This window comes from Serratia sp. CY76391, from assembly GCF_052166695.1.
In the GTDB taxonomy this organism is placed as follows: Bacteria; Pseudomonadota; Gammaproteobacteria; order Enterobacterales; family Enterobacteriaceae; genus Serratia; species Serratia nematodiphila.
This window is the reverse complement of record NZ_JBJNOJ010000007.1, coordinates 198714-213123: the sequence shown is the minus strand read 5'-3', so window position 1 is coordinate 213123 and position 14410 is coordinate 198714. Positions and strand designations below refer to the sequence as shown.

Below are 14410 nucleotides of genomic sequence, written 5' to 3'. Positions count from 1 at the left end.
GCCAGCCGCTCTGTGAACGCTGCAAGCAAACCTCGCCTTCCGGCAAGGTCTCACTTACAACGTTGATGAAGGTGGTTACACCTTTGACATCAGGTTGCCCGGTAACCGGATGCTTGCGCATCGTAATGACGATTGACCGGCAATGAAGTTACTCCCCTTTGCAGAGCAGAAAGTAATGCAAAATGTGTCGGCGGTCAACGTGAATCGCGTTAACCGGCCATCGCTTTTTGCGCGCCGAGGCTGACGACGAATCCCTGCAGCAGCAGGCGGCTGAATGGCGTGTCGCTAACCTGTTGTTGTTGCTGTTGGTAGCGGGCCTGCTGCTCGGGATGCAGCTCGCCGAGCCACTGCAGATACCGGCTCATCACCGCGCCGTTGAATTCCGGGTGAAACTGGGTGGTCAGGGCGTGATCGCCATAGCGCAGGATCTGGTGTGCGTCCTGCTGCGAACGCGCCAGCGTCTGCGCGCCGGCGGGCGGCGTCAGCACGCTCTGCGAGTGGATCAGGTTGGCCTTGAAGCGCGGCGGCAGCAGGGTGAGCCGCCGATCGTCGGCCGCGGCGGGCAGCAGTTCGATCTCCAGCGTGCCGACCTCCATGCCCTGCGGGTGGTAACCCACTTCGCCGCCGAGCGCGTAGGCCAACAGCTGATGGCCGTAGCAGACGCCGAACAGCGGCAGTTTGACCGCCATCGCCTGGCGCAGCCATTCGGCGGCTTCCTCGCTCCACGGCAGCCGTTCGGTCACCATCGCCGGCGAGCCGGTGATGACTACGCCGCAATAGGCGGCAGGCGGCAACGGCCGTTCGCCTGCGGGCAGGTGCACGATGTGCGCGCGTTCGGCGTCGATATTGCCCTGTTGCAGGAACATGCCTTCAAAGTTGGCCAGTTCCTGACGAATGGCCTGCGGCGCGTCGCCGGTTTGCATCACGAGCAGCGGTTTCATCTCATTCTCCGTCGGCGGGGAAGACAACGCCGGTCTGGCGGCGGATGTCGGTCAGCAGGCGGGCGACGATCAGCGAATTCTCCAGCCCCGGATGTTCCACCTGATGCTGTTCAACCAGCTCGGCAAAGGCCAGCGCCTCATACAGCATGGTGTTGATGTGCTGCGGCTGGCTCAGATCCTGGCGGTTGCCGCCGCGCGGCGTCAGCGCCACGCCCTGGCACTCGGAAATCTTGTCGATAATCAGCGTGCCTTCCTCCCCCTGGATCTCGCTGGGGATCGCCGAGTCGCTGACCTTGGAATGGGAAAGCGTGACGTCGAAATCACCGTAGTTCAGGCAGACGGTGCCGTGGGCGTCAACGCCGGTATCGAGCAGTGTGGCGCTGGCGAGCACCGACTGCGGCGCGCCGAACAGCGCTACCGCGCTGGCCAGGCAGTAGTAGCCGATATCCATGATCGAGCCGTTGGAGAACTGCGGGTTAAAGGTGTTGGGGTTCTCGCCGGCCAGGTAGCGCGGGTAGCGCGAAGAGTATTGGCAATAGTTGATGAAGGCTTTGCGCAGCCGGCCGACGTTCGGCAATGCCTGTTGCAGCGTCAGAAAATTCGGCAGATAGGCGCTTTTGAACGCCTCGAACAGCACCACCTGGTTTTCCCGCGCGCAGGCTACCAGCTGTTCCGCTTCGCGCTGGTTGGAGGCCAGCGGTTTTTCGCAGATCACGTGCTTTTTATGGCGCAGGAACAGCAGCGATTGCGGGCAGTGCAGGGAATTGGGGCTGGCGATATACACCGCGTCTATGGCATCGGACTGGGCCATTGCCTCGAGCGAGTCGAAAAACTGCGTGACCTGATAGTTGGCGCCAAACGCCTGCGCCTGCTCCAGCGAGCGTGAATACACGGCGCTCAGCTTGAGTTTGCCGCTTTCATGGGCGGCATCGATAAAACGTTCCGTAATCCAGTTGGTGCCGACGACGGCAAAGCGAATCATAGCGAGCTCCGGTCCAGCCTAAAACCGCAGATTATCACGCCCTCACTCGCTATGCATACAGCTCGCCGAACAGCGAAAGGTGCGTCAGATACAGCCGGGTATCGAACTCCAACTGGTGATAATCGGGCTCCATATGGCAGCACAGGCTGTAAAACGCCTTGTTGTGATCTTTCTCTTTCAGGTGCGCCAGCTCATGCACTACGATCATGCGCAGGAACGGCTCAGGCGCGACCTTGAACACCGTCGCCACGCGGATTTCCGCCTTGGCCTTCAGCTTGCCGCCCTGCACGCGCGAGATGGCGGTGTGCAGGCCCAGCGCGTGCTTCATGACGTGGATCTTGCTGTCATAGGCCACCTTGCTCAGCGGCTGGGCGTTGCGCAGATACTGATTTTTCAGATCGACGGTAAACTGATACAGCGACTTGTCGGTGGTGCAGTCATGCACCTGCGGATAGCGCTGCAGCAGCACGTCTCCCAGCCGGTTCTGGTGGATCAGTTGCTGCACCTGGCTTTGCAGATGCGCCGGGTAGCCTTGCAGGTAGGTCAATTCAGACATTCTTGTTCCGTATCAACGGCCATTCAGCCGGCCATTCTATGCTGTTTTTTCGCTCAAATCCTGACATACGCAATTTATCCGAAAAAACATTTTACTGACGGGCGTTTTTAGGGGATAAACAGCCCAAATTTTATCAGTCAGGAGGGGCAATGAGCCAACTCGATCTGGGAACACAGCAACTTGAGCTGGAGCGTTATCCCCAACAGGAAGAATCCACCCAACTGCAGGCGTGGGAAGCGGCGGACGAATATCTGCTGCAACAGCTTGAAAACGTAGATATCGGCGGCCGCCCGGTGCTGATTTTCAACGATAACTTCGGCACCCTGGCCTGTGCGTTGCACGCGCATCGCCCTTACAGCGTCAGCGACTCGTACATGAGCCAGCTGGCGACGCGCCACAACCTCAAGCTCAACGGTCTGGATCCCGAGCAGGTCACGCTGCTGGACAGCCTGGCCGAGCTGCCGGCGGCGCCGGCGGTGGTGCTGATTCGCGTGCCGAAAGCGCTGGCGCTGCTGGAACAACAGCTGCGCGCGCTGCGCCACGTCGTGACCGAAGACACGCTGATCGTTGCCGGCGCCAAAGCGCGCGACGTGCACACCTCGACGATGCAGCTGTTTGAAAAGGTGCTGGGCCCAACGCGCACCAGCCTGGCATGGAAGAAGGCGCGCCTGATCTTCTGCCAGGCGGCGGACATCGTCCCGCCGGCGGCAGCGGAAACCACCAACTGGGCGCTGGACGGCACCGATTGGCTTATCCACAACCACGCCAACGTCTTCTCGCGTGGCAGCCTGGATATCGGTGCGCGCCTGTTTATGGAGCATCTGCCGCGCGGCCTGAACGGCCATATCGTCGATCTGGGCTGCGGCAACGGCGTGATTGGCCTGACGGCGCTGGCGCAAAACCCGGAAGCGCAGGTGACTTTCGTCGATGAATCCTACATGGCGGTGGCCTCCAGCGAGCTGAACGTGGAGCACAACCTGCCGCAAGAGCTGGACCGTTGCCAGTTTGAGGTGAACAACGCGCTGGCGGGCATCGAGCGCGAAAGCGTGCAGGCGGTGCTGTGCAACCCGCCGTTCCACCAGCAACACGCCATTACCGATCACACCGCCTGGCAGATGTTCTGCGACGCCAAGCGCTGCCTGCAAGTGGGCGGCGAACTGCGCATCGTCGGCAACCGTCATCTCGACTATCACCAGAAGCTCAAGCGCCTGTTCGGCAACTGCACGCTGGTGGCCTCGAACAAGAAGTTCGTGATCCTTCGAGCGGTGAAATCCGGCGCGCGTCGCTGAGCGTGAATAACAAGGGGCGCCGGGCGCCCCTCAGACTGTAGACAAAGGGGGAAAAGCGTGGTTTTTCCCCCTTTGTGGATATCAGCCGAAAATCAATAAATTGATTTTCCTTGTTCTCTATTCGCTGCTCTCTGCCAACCCGGCATGGGGATGAGGTTTGTCATCAATATCAGGGGCGCCGGGCGCCCCTTTTTTACAGCGCCATCGCCAACCGCGTACCCTGATCGATCGCGCGGCGGGCGTCCAGCTCGGCGGCCACGTCGGCACCGCCGATCAGGTGCACGGTTTTCCCCATCGCCAGCAGTGGTTGCTGCAGTTCGCGGCGCGGTTCCTGCCCGGCGCAAATGACCACCGTGTCCACCGGCAGGCAGCTGTCTTGCTCGGCGCGGGTGATGTGCAGCCCTTCGTCGTCGATCAGCCGATAGCTGACGCTGTTGAGCATCTTCACGCCGCGCATCGCCAGGCTGGCGCGGTGGATCCAACCGGTGGTTTTGCCCAGGCCTTCGCCCACCTTGCTGGTTTTACGCTGCAACAGGTAGATTTGCCGGGCGGCGCGCGGCGCCTGCGGGCCTTGCTCAGCCAGCCCGCCGCGCTGTTCGAGGCGCCCGTCGATGCCCCATTCGCGGTTGAATTCCGCCTGATCCAGGCTGCTGGAGACGCCGTGCTGGCTGAGGTACTCGGCGGTATCGAAGCCGATGCCGCCGGCGCCGACGATCGCCACCCGCTGGCCGACCGGTTTTTTATCGCGCAGCACGTCCAGATAGCTCAGCACCTTGGCGTGCCCGATGCCGGGGATGTCCGGGGTGCGCGGCACGATGCCGCAGGCGAGGATCACCTCATCGAATTCGCTTAAATCCGCCGCTTCGACCTTGACGCCCAGCCTGACCGTCACTTCACGCAGCGCCAGCTGGCGGCGGAAATAACGCAGCGTTTCATGGAATTCTTCCTTGCCGGGGATCTGCTTGGCGATGTTGAACTGGCCGCCGATCTGCTCGGCGGCGTCGAACAGCGTCACCTGATGGCCACGGCTGGCGGCGGTGGTGGCGAAGGCCAGCCCGGCAGGGCCGGCGCCGACCACCGCCAGTTTTTTCGGTTTTTCCGCCATCTTCAGCGGCATTTCGGTTTCGCGGCAGGCGCGCGGGTTGACCAGACAGGAAGTCAGCTTGCCTTCAAAAATCTGGTCGAGACAGGCCTGGTTGCAACCGATGCAGGTATTGATCTCGTCGGCGCGCCCTTCGGCGGCTTTTTGCACAAAGGCGGCGTCGGCGAGGAACGGGCGCGCCATCGACACCATATCGGCGCAGCTGTCCGCCAGCACCTGCTCGGCCACCGCCGGATCGTTGATGCGGTTGGTGGTGATCAGCGGGATGCTGACCTTGCCCATCAGCTTGCGGGTCACCCAGCTGAATCCGGCGCGCGGCACCATGGTGGCGATGGTCGGAATACGCGCCTCGTGCCAGCCGATGCCGGTATTGATAATGGTGGCGCCCGCCTGTTCGACCGCCAGCGCCAGCTGTTCGATCTCTTGCCAGCTGGAGCCGTCTTCCACCAGGTCGAGCATCGATAGCCGGTAGATCAAAATGAATTCCGGGCCCACCGCCTGGCGCACCGCCCTGACGGTCTCGACGGCGAAGCGCATGCGATTGCTGAAGCTGCCGCCCCATTGGTCGTCGCGCTGGTTGGTGCGCGTCGTCAAGAATTGGTTGATCAGATAGCCTTCGGAACCCATCACCTCAACGCCGTCGTAGCCGGCCTGCTGCGCCAGCGCCGCACAGCGGGCGAAATCGGCGATGGTTTGCTCAATCTCCGCTTCGCTGAGCGCGCTCGGCGTAAACGGGTTGATCGGCGCCTGCAGCGCGGAAGGGGCCACCAGTTTAGGTTGATAGCTGTAGCGGCCGGTGTGCAGGATCTGCAGCGCAATTTTGCCGCCCGCCTGATGGACGGCCTCGGTCACCGGGCGGTGGTGGGGCAATTGCGCCTCGCTGTTGAGGAGCGAACCGCCGCGAAATACCACGCCCTGTTCGTTCGGGGCAATGCCGCCGGTGACGATCAGCGCCACGCCGGCGGCGGCGCGCTCGGCATAGAACGCGGCCAGGCGCTGCGGGCCGTCGGGCAGCTCTTCCAGGCCGGTATGCATCGATCCCATCAGCACCCGGTTTTTCAGGGTGGTGAAGCCGAGATCCAGCGGCGCCAGCAGGTGAGGGTAATTGCTCATTGCACTCTCCATCGTTCATCCCCCGCCTCTTTCAACCTGCAGCGTTGTTGCCTGCGTTCGCTCGCCCCAGTCACTTACTTGAGTAAGCTCCTGGGAACGCCCGAACTTGCCGCCTAGCTGCAGGTTGAAAGCGATTGGGGATGAGCATCTGTTATTATTATGTGAACACAAGTGGTCGGATGAGATAAATCTAGCCGTTGTCGCGCCGCTTGGGAATCTGCGTTGCGCCGAATGTGATAGATGTCATGAATCTCAGACTCTGTTTGCATAACGAACAAAAGATCGGTTAGCCTTTACGCGTTGTAAATACCTTCTCTCTGCGGAGCCATAACCGAAAATGAACAACCACGCCTGTTGATATCGGGTCCCACGCCGTGCGCTCTCGCGCCCTGTGGGGATGTTTTGATCTCATTCAGGAGTGCTTATGGCTCATTCAGCGCAGTCCCCTTATTTCGTTTTACATCAACTGACTTGCCAATTTGCTGACGGCGAAACGCTGTTCGGCCCGCTGGATCTCGCTTTCGACCGGCAGCGCTGCGGCCTGGTAGGGCGCAACGGCGTTGGCAAAACCCAGCTGCTGCGCCTGATCGCCGGGCTGGATCAACCGGGCAACGGGCACGTCGAATCTCATGCCGCAGTAGCTTACGTTGCACAGCAGCCGGAGATCGCCGCGGACACCACGCTGGCCCAGCTGTTGGGTTATGGCGAGGCGTTCGCCGCGCTGGCGCGTCTCGAGCAGGGGAGGCCGTTGGCGGACGATATCGATCGTCTGGAAGGGCGCTGGGATCTTCACGATCGTCTGCAAAACGCCTTTGCCGCCGCCGGGTTGCCGGCTTTCGATCCGTTGCGATCCGCCAGTTCGCTGAGCGGCGGCGAGCGGATGCGCGCGTCGCTGTGCGGCGCCTTGCTCGGCGAGGCGGATTTTCTGCTGCTGGACGAACCGACCAACCACCTCGACAGCGCCGGCCGCGCCTGGCTGTATCAGCAGCTGGATCAGTGGCGGGGCGGGCTGCTGATCGCCAGCCATGACCGGCAGCTGCTGGGGCGCATGGAGCGCATCGTCGAACTGACGCCCGGCGCGCTGCGCAGCTACGGCGGCAACTATGAGGACTACCGGCGCCAGCGCGATACGGAGCAGCAGGCGGCGCGCGCCGATCTGGAGCATGCGCGCGAGGAGCGCCGCCGCACCCGCGCTCGCCAACAGAAAGAGCACGACATGAGCCAGCGGCGCTCGGCGCAAACGCTGCGCGTCGTCGATACGCTGAATATCGCCTCTTTCGAACGGGTGGCCTACAAGTCGGCGGCGAAGGAGAGCCTCGGCACGCTGCGCAAACAGCATCAGGATCGGCGCGACAGCCTCGATGCGGCGGTGCGTGAAGCCTATCAGCGGGTGGAGGAGGAACCGCCGGTGTTGCTGGCGCTGCCGGGCAGTGAAGTGAACGCGAACAAGCAGGTGCTGGTGCTCGAGCGGCTGCAGTTGCCGTTCGTCAGCGCGCCGCCGCTGGATTTGCGGATCGACGGCCCGATGCGCGTGGCGTTGACCGGCCCCAACGGCTGCGGAAAATCCACCTTGCTGAAGACCCTTCTCGGGCAGCTGACGGCGCTTTCCGGCCATTGTCATTGCCCGCTGTCGACGGCCTACCTCGATCAAACCCTGTCGCAGCTCGATCCGGGCCTGTCGGTGATGGAACATCTGGGGCTACAGGATTCGCCGCTGGCGGAAGGGGCGTTGCGCACCCGGCTGGCGCAGCTGCAGCTTGGCGCTGATCGCATCGCGTTGCCGCTGGGCTCGCTGAGCGGCGGAGAACGGCTGAAGGCGGCGCTGGCCTGTGCGCTCTGGCGGCGACAACCGGCGCAGCTGCTGTTGCTCGACGAGCCGACCAACCACCTGGATCTGGCGTCGTCGCTGGCGATCGAAACCGCGCTGGCGGATTTCCCCGGCGCGATGCTGGTGGTGTCGCACGACGAAGACTTCCTGCAGGCGCTGAGGCCGACGCACCGCCTGAGCAGGCAAGCGGACGGCTGGCGGCTTCAGGCCTGGTGAGGCAGGCGGGCGGCGCTCTGACCTAGTGCGGGGCGTTGATGCACGCCAGCAGCTGGGTGAAGGCGGCGGCCATTTGCTCTTCCGGCACGCAGGCAAAGCCCATCAGCAGGCCGCGCCGGCGGTTGGGCAGCATGTAGTAGCGCGACAGCGGCCGCACCAGCACCCCGCGCGCGCCGGCGGCGGCGGCGATCGCCACGTCGTCGGCCTCGTCCGGCAGGTTGAGGATCAGGTGCAAGCCGGCGTTGCTGTTGAACTCGCTGAGCGCCTGCTTGCCGAGGTGTTGTTCGATCAACCCGGTCAGGAAGGCGCGCCGCCGGGCATACAGCAACCGCATGCGGCGGATATGCGCCGTATAGTGCCCCTCCTGAATAAACTCCGCCAGCGCGCTCTGGATCAGCAGGTGCCCGCCGCGATACAGCTCGGCATGGGCGGTTTTCAGCGCCTGCACCAGCGGCGGCGGCAACACCACATAGCCGAGGCGCAGCGCCGGGTAGAGCGTTTTGCTGAAGGTGCCGATGTAGATCACCGGCGCGTCGGCTTCCAGCCCTTGCAACGCCGGGATCGGCTGGCCGGAAAAGCGGAATTCGCTGTCGTAGTCGTCCTCGACGATCCAACCGCCGGCGTTGCGCGCCAGCGCCAGCAGCCGTTGGCGGCGCGCCAGGCTCATCACCGAGCCGAGCGGATACTGGTGCGACGGGGTGACGAAGATCAGCCGCGGTGGGTTGGTCGGCTGCTCCGGCGGCACCAGCCCGGCCTCGTCCACCGCCAGCGGGCAGATGTTCAGCGCATTGATGCGCAGGATATTGCGGATCCCCCAATAGCCCGGCTCTTCGATCCAGGCGTCATCCCCCGGATTGCACAACATGCGCGTCACCAGATCGATCGCCTGATGGATGCCCTCGGTGATCAGGATCTGTTCCGGCGAGCAGCGTACCGAGCGCGCCACCCGCAAATACTCCACCAACGCATGCTGCAGCTCCGGGCTGCCGCCCTGATTGCTGTAGGTCAGCCGCTGCGGCGCCGGGCGGCGGCTGAGGCGCGCCTGGATCTTGCTGAACAACTGATGAGGAAAGGCGTTGACGTCGGGCACGCCGGGAATGAATGCCCCCCACTGTTTGGGGCTGGCGCTGGCGTGGTGCAGCAGCGTGGCGCCGCGCTCCGACAGTTCGACGCGCCGCGGTTGCCCGCTGCCGTCCGCCGGGGCGCCGCCGGTGGACAGGCAGCTGTCCGGCACCGTGTCAGCGACGAAGGTGCCACTGCCGGCGCGCGCCGACACGTAGCCTTCCGCCAACAGTTGTTCATAAACGGTTAACACGGTGTTGCGTGACAGGCTGAGCTCCTGCGCCAGGTCGCGCGAGGCGGGCAGGCGGCTGGAGGGCGGCAGACTGCCGTCGAGAATGCTGGTGCGGATCGCGTTGTAAAGCCGCTTGTGCAGCTTGTCATCAGGCTGTTCGCCGAGGCGCTGCAGCAACAGATCACCACTCAATGAGCGCAATTGGATCCCTCAATTATTCGTAACTGGCACTCGATTATAGGGCCACATCCTGTGTAAATAAACGGCATTGTTTCACGAATGTGAACGAAACGTGTAACTGGCACCGACCGGAGAGAACAGCATGAAAAACGCAGAATTGAACCAACGCCGTCAGGACGCCACCCCGCGCGGAGTGGGCGTGATGTGTGGTTTTTACGCCGAGCGCGCAGAGAACGCCACGCTGTGGGATGTGGAAGGCAAAGAAGTGATCGACTTCGCCTCGGGGATTGCCGTGCTGAACACCGGCCACCGTCACCCGAAGGTGATCGCCGCGATTGAAAAGCAGCTGCAGGCCTTTACTCACACCGCCTATCAGATCGTTCCTTACGAAAGCTATGTCTCGCTGGCGGAGCGCATCAACCAGCGCGCGCCGATCGCCGGTCCGTGTAAAACCGCCTTCTTCACCACCGGCGCGGAAGCGGTGGAAAACGCGGTGAAGATCGCCCGCGCTTACACCGGCCGCCCGGGGTTGATCACCTTCGGCGGCGGTTTCCACGGCCGCACCTATATGACCATGGCGCTGACCGGCAAAGTGGCGCCTTACAAACTGGGCTTTGGCCCATTCCCCGGCTCGGTGTTCCACGGCCAGTACCCGAACGCGCTGTACGGCGTGACCACCGAAGACGCGATGAACAGCCTGGACCGCCTGTTTAAAGCGGATATCGATCCCAAGCAGGTGGCGGCGATCGTGCTGGAGCCGGTGCAGGGCGAGGGCGGCTTCAACGTGGCGCCGGCCGATTTCATGCAGGCGCTGCGCACGCTGTGCGACCAGCACGGCATTCTGCTGATCGCCGATGAAGTGCAGACCGGCTTCGCCCGCACCGGCAAGCTGTTCGCCATGGAACACTACAGCGTTAAGCCCGATTTGATCACCATGGCGAAAAGCCTGGCGGGCGGCATGCCGCTGTCGGCGGTGGCGGGCCGCGCCGAGGTGATGGACGCGCCGGCGCCGGGCGGGCTGGGCGGCACCTACGCTGGTAACCCGCTGGCGGTGGCCGCCGCGCACGCGGTGCTGGACGTGATTGAAGAGGAGCAGCTGTGCCAGCGCGCTCAGCGCTTGGGTCAGCACCTGGTGGAAGTGCTTCAGCAGGCGCGCAAAACCAGCCCGGCGATCGCCGATGTGCGCGCGCAGGGGTCGATGGTGGCGGTGGAGTTCAACGATCCGGCTACCGGCAAGCCTTCGGCGGAGATCACCCATCAGGTGCAGCAGAAGGCGATGGAGGAAGGGCTGCTGCTGCTGAGCTGCGGCGTGAACGGCAACGTGATCCGTTTCCTCTACCCACTGACTATCCCGGACGATCAGTTCACCAAGGCGATGGGCATCCTGTCCCGCGCGCTGGCCCACTAAGGAGCGAACGGCATGAAATTGAACAATCCCGAGCTGTTGCGCAGCCAGTGTCTGATCAACGGCGAATGGTGCGACGCCCTGAGCGGCAAGCGCGAAGCGGTGATCAACCCGGCCACCGGCGCCGAACTGGCCAGCATTCCGCTGGTCAGCGAAGAGGAAACTCAGCAGGCGATCGCGGCGGCGCAGCGGGCGCAAAACGACTGGAAACAGCTGACCGCCAAGCAGCGTTCCGCGCTGCTGTTGGCCTGGGCTGATAAGGTGCTGGCCGCGCAGGAAGATCTGGCGCAGCTGATGACCGCCGAGCAGGGCAAATCGCTGGCGGAAGCGCGCGGCGAAGTGGCCTACGCCGCGTCGTTCATCACCTGGTTCGCCGAAGAGGCCAAGCGGGTGGATGGCGCGGTATTGCAGGCGCCGCAGGCTTCGCAGCGCCTGGTGGTGGTGAAGCAGCCGATCGGGGTGTGCGCGGCCATCACCCCGTGGAACTTCCCGGCGGCGATGATCACCCGCAAGGTGGCGCCGGCGCTGGCGGCGGGCTGCGCCATCATCGTCAAACCGGCCGAGCAAACGCCGCTGACCGCGCTGGCGCTGGCCAAGCTGGCGCAGGACGCCGGCATTCCCGCCGGCGTGTTGCAGGTGGTGACTGGGGAAGCGGCGCAGGTGGGCAAGGTGTTGTGCGACAGCCCGGTGGTGCGCAAGCTGAGCTTTACCGGTTCGACCGAGGTCGGCCGCATCCTGATGGCGCAGTGCGCGCCGAGCATCAAGAAACTGTCGCTGGAGCTGGGCGGCAATGCGCCTGTTATCGTGTTCGACGACGCCAATCTGGACGCGGCGGTGGCGGGCATCATGGCCTCCAAGTTCCGCAACAGCGGCCAGACCTGCGTGTGCGCCAACCGGATCTACGTGCAGGACGGCATCTACGAGCGGCTGGCGGAGAAGCTGGTGGCGGCGGTCGAGCAGTTGAAAGTCGGCGACGGCAGCCAGGAAGGCACCACTCAGGGGCCGCTGATCGACAGCGATGCGGTGGCGAAGGTGCAGAGCCACATCGACGACGCGCTGATCAAAGGGGCGCAGATCGCCACCGGCGGCCAGCCGCACGCGCTGGGCGGCACCTTCTTCCAGCCGACGGTGGTAACCGGCGTGACGCAGAAGATGCGCTTCGCCAAAGAAGAGACCTTCGGGCCGGTGGCGCCGCTGTTCCGCTTCCATGACGAGGCGGAAGCCATCGCCATGGCCAACGACACCGAATTCGGCCTGGCCGCCTACCTGTTCACGCAGAACGCTGCGCGCCAGTGGCGGGTGCCGGAAGCGCTGGAGTACGGCATGGTCGGCATCAACACCGGGCTGATTTCCAACGAAGTGGCGCCGTTCGGCGGCGTGAAACAGTCAGGGCTCGGGCGTGAAGGATCGCGCTACGGGATAGAAGAATATCTGGAGCTGAAATACCTGTGTATCGATGTGAGCCGTTGAGCGTCAGGACGTTAACCCATCCCGGCGGCCAGCGTCGCCGGGCGATAAAGGATGATGCATGTCTGATAATATCTCTGTTTCTCCGGCGCTTGCCGCCGGGGTGCGAGCACCTGCACCCGCCAAATCGTTAAGTTTCCTCGAAGGGGTGGCGATGATCGTCGGCACCAACATCGGCGCCGGGGTGCTCTCCATCGCCTATGCCTCCAGCAAGGCCGGTTTCCTGCCGCTGCTGTTCTGGCTGGTGCTGGTGGGGAGCCTGACCACCATCACCATGCTGTACGTCGCTGAATCCACGCTGCGCACCCGCGCGCATCTGCAGCTGAGCGGGCTGGCGAAGCGCTATGTCGGCGGCCTGGGCGCCTGGCTGATGTTCGCTTCGGTGTGCGTCAACAGCGTCGGGGCGCTTACCGCCTACATGACCGGCAGCGGCAAGCTGCTGCAATCGCTGTTCGGCATCTCGCCGGCGCTGGGCAGCCTGCTGTTCTTCGTGCCCGCCGCCGGCGTGCTGTACCTCGGTTTGAAAGCGATCGGCCGCGGCGAGAAGTTCATCAGCATCGGCATGGTGGTGATGTTGACCGCGCTGGTGGCGGCGACGCTGCTGAAAGACACCACTCAGATGCGCAACCTGCTGGACGGCGACTGGCGCTATATGGTGCCGGTGTTCAACGTGGTGGTGTTCTGCTTCTCGGCGCAGTACATCGTGCCGGAGATGGCGCGCGGCTTTGCCGATAAGCCGGAGCAGTTGCCGAAGGCGATCATCGTCGGCATGGTGGTGACGTTCATTTTGCTGGCGGCGGTGCCGATGTCGGTGATCGCGCTCAGCGGGCTGGATGACATCTCCGACGTGGCCACCATTTCCTGGGGGCAGGCGCTGGGGCAGTGGGCGTTCTTCTCCGCCAACATCTTTGCGCTGTGCGCGATGCTGACCTCGTACTGGGGGTTGGGCGGCAGTTTCCTGACCAATATTTTCGACAAGTTCCGGCTGGGCAACGACGAGCTGCCGCTGCGCCGCTTCGGCGTGCTGCTGCTGGTGGTGGTGCCGCCGTTCGCGCTGGCCTACAGCGGGCTGGTGTCATTCGTCAACGCGCTCTACTTCGCCGGGGTGTTCAGCGGGGTGATCCTGTCGATCATGCCGATGCTGATCCTGCGTGGCGCGCGCAAACATGGCGACCAAACCCCGCGCTGGCAGTGCAACTGGATCACGCACCCGCTGCTGCAGATCAGCATTGTGTTGCTGTACCTGGCCAGCGCGGTATACGCCATCGCTTCATTGTTAGGCTATCTGCCCTCTGGATGGTGATTTGCCTTCCCTCAAGCAGTGATGTTGTTTCTCGGCATTGAGAACGGCGGCGTCGTGGCCGCCGATTTTTTTCCTCAGGCGCGCCGTTTTTCCGACAGCGCCAGCCAGGCCTGCACCGACGGGCGCTGCCACTGCTTGTGCGCATAGTGGCGCACGCGCTCCGGCACCGGATCGCCGTGCATTACCAGCCGGTTGAGCATCAGCGCCAGATCGGTGTCGGCGATGCACCACTCCCTGAACAGATTATCCTGCCCGTGGCTCAGCAACTTTTCGACGGCGGCGATCAGCTTGCGCGCGGCCTCCTGCGCGGCTTCGGACAGCGGCGGGAACTTGCCGTTGTTGAACACTACCTCGGTCGAACGCTCGGCGCGGATCGGCAGCAGATCGCTGCGCAACCAGGCCTGGATCTCGCGCGCCTTGGCGCGCAGCTTCACGTCGCGCGGGTACACGGCGTGGGCCGGGTGGATGTCTTCCAGGTATTCGGCGATCGCCGAAGACTCCGAGAGCTGGAACTCGCCGATCGCCAACGTCGGCACCCGGCGGGTGAGCGACAGCGCCGCGTAGGCTGCCTCTTTGTTCTCTTCTTTCGCCAGATCCACCGGCTTCACGGTGAACGGAATGCCTTTTTCCGTCAGCACGACAAAGGCGGACATGGCGTACGGGCTGAAAAATTCACTGTCGGTATAAAGCTCGGTGATCGGTTGAGACATCGGCGGTTCCTCGGGGTTAAGGGG

At 63.6% G+C, this 14410-nt stretch carries 11 protein-coding genes; 5 read left to right on the top strand and 6 right to left on the bottom strand.

The features are described 5' to 3' along the window. Window positions 1-209 precede the first annotated feature (209 nt). From ACJ8PN_RS14285 to ACJ8PN_RS14275, 3 genes are read right to left on the bottom strand one after another with little or no spacing between them, the layout of a single operon-like run. A complete protein-coding gene (locus ACJ8PN_RS14285) occupies window positions 210-941 on the bottom strand; it encodes a glutamine amidotransferase (protein WP_351108192.1) in 732 nt (243 codons plus the stop codon). 1 nt (window position 942) lies between these two features. Continuing rightward, window positions 943-1923, bottom strand: a complete 981-nt coding sequence (locus ACJ8PN_RS14280; protein WP_351108195.1) for a Gfo/Idh/MocA family protein — start codon at window positions 1921-1923, stop codon at window positions 943-945. A gap of 49 nt (window positions 1924-1972) precedes the next feature. Beyond that, entirely contained in the window at window positions 1973-2479 is a 507-nt protein-coding gene (locus tag ACJ8PN_RS14275) for a M48 metallopeptidase family protein (RefSeq protein ID WP_033632026.1), read from the bottom strand. Between the two features lie 149 nt (window positions 2480-2628). Here ACJ8PN_RS14275 and rlmG point away from each other — a divergent pair, with 149 nt between their 5' ends. Beyond that, complete coding sequence (gene rlmG, locus ACJ8PN_RS14270; RefSeq protein ID WP_004937157.1) at window positions 2629-3768, top strand: 23S rRNA (guanine(1835)-N(2))-methyltransferase RlmG; 1140 nt, start codon at window positions 2629-2631, stop codon at window positions 3766-3768. A 193-nt stretch (window positions 3769-3961) separates the two neighbouring features. Here the strand turns inward: rlmG and ACJ8PN_RS14265 are convergent, their stop codons facing one another. Continuing rightward, window positions 3962-5983, bottom strand: coding sequence for an NADPH-dependent 2,4-dienoyl-CoA reductase (locus ACJ8PN_RS14265; protein WP_351108200.1), 2022 nt, complete (start codon window positions 5981-5983; stop codon window positions 3962-3964). A gap of 424 nt (window positions 5984-6407) precedes the next feature. Here ACJ8PN_RS14265 and ACJ8PN_RS14260 point away from each other — a divergent pair, with 424 nt between their 5' ends. Beyond that, window positions 6408-8027 carry an ABC-F family ATP-binding cassette domain-containing protein gene (locus tag ACJ8PN_RS14260; protein ID WP_280597701.1) on the top strand — a complete coding sequence of 540 codons (1620 nt, stop codon included), beginning with the start codon at window positions 6408-6410 and terminating at the stop codon, window positions 8025-8027. 22 nt (window positions 8028-8049) lie between these two features. Here ACJ8PN_RS14260 and pdxR read toward each other — a convergent pair whose 3' ends face one another. Beyond that, window positions 8050-9522: a MocR-like pyridoxine biosynthesis transcription factor PdxR gene (pdxR, locus tag ACJ8PN_RS14255; protein ID WP_351108204.1), complete on the bottom strand. Its 1473-nt coding sequence runs from the start codon at window positions 9520-9522 to the stop codon at window positions 8050-8052. 121 nt (window positions 9523-9643) lie between these two features. On the opposite strand from pdxR, the gene ACJ8PN_RS14250 reads away from it, so the two are divergent. From ACJ8PN_RS14250 to ACJ8PN_RS14240, 3 genes are read left to right on the top strand one after another with little or no spacing between them, the layout of a single operon-like run. After that, a complete protein-coding gene (locus tag ACJ8PN_RS14250; RefSeq protein WP_442535020.1) occupies window positions 9644-10909 on the top strand; it encodes a 4-aminobutyrate--2-oxoglutarate transaminase in 1266 nt (421 codons plus the stop codon). Between the two features lie 12 nt (window positions 10910-10921). Then, the gene (locus tag ACJ8PN_RS14245; protein WP_004937166.1) at window positions 10922-12376 is read left to right on the top strand and encodes an NAD-dependent succinate-semialdehyde dehydrogenase; all 1455 of its coding nucleotides are present in this window, start codon (window positions 10922-10924) and stop codon (window positions 12374-12376) included. A 58-nt stretch (window positions 12377-12434) separates the two neighbouring features. Beyond that, window positions 12435-13676, top strand: a complete 1242-nt coding sequence (locus ACJ8PN_RS14240) for an aromatic amino acid transport family protein (protein WP_004937169.1) — start codon at window positions 12435-12437, stop codon at window positions 13674-13676. Between the two features lie 74 nt (window positions 13677-13750). Here the strand turns inward: ACJ8PN_RS14240 and yfcF are convergent, their stop codons facing one another. Continuing rightward, entirely contained in the window at window positions 13751-14386 is a 636-nt protein-coding gene (gene yfcF / locus ACJ8PN_RS14235; RefSeq protein WP_004937171.1) for a glutathione transferase, read from the bottom strand. Window positions 14387-14410 lie beyond the last annotated feature (24 nt).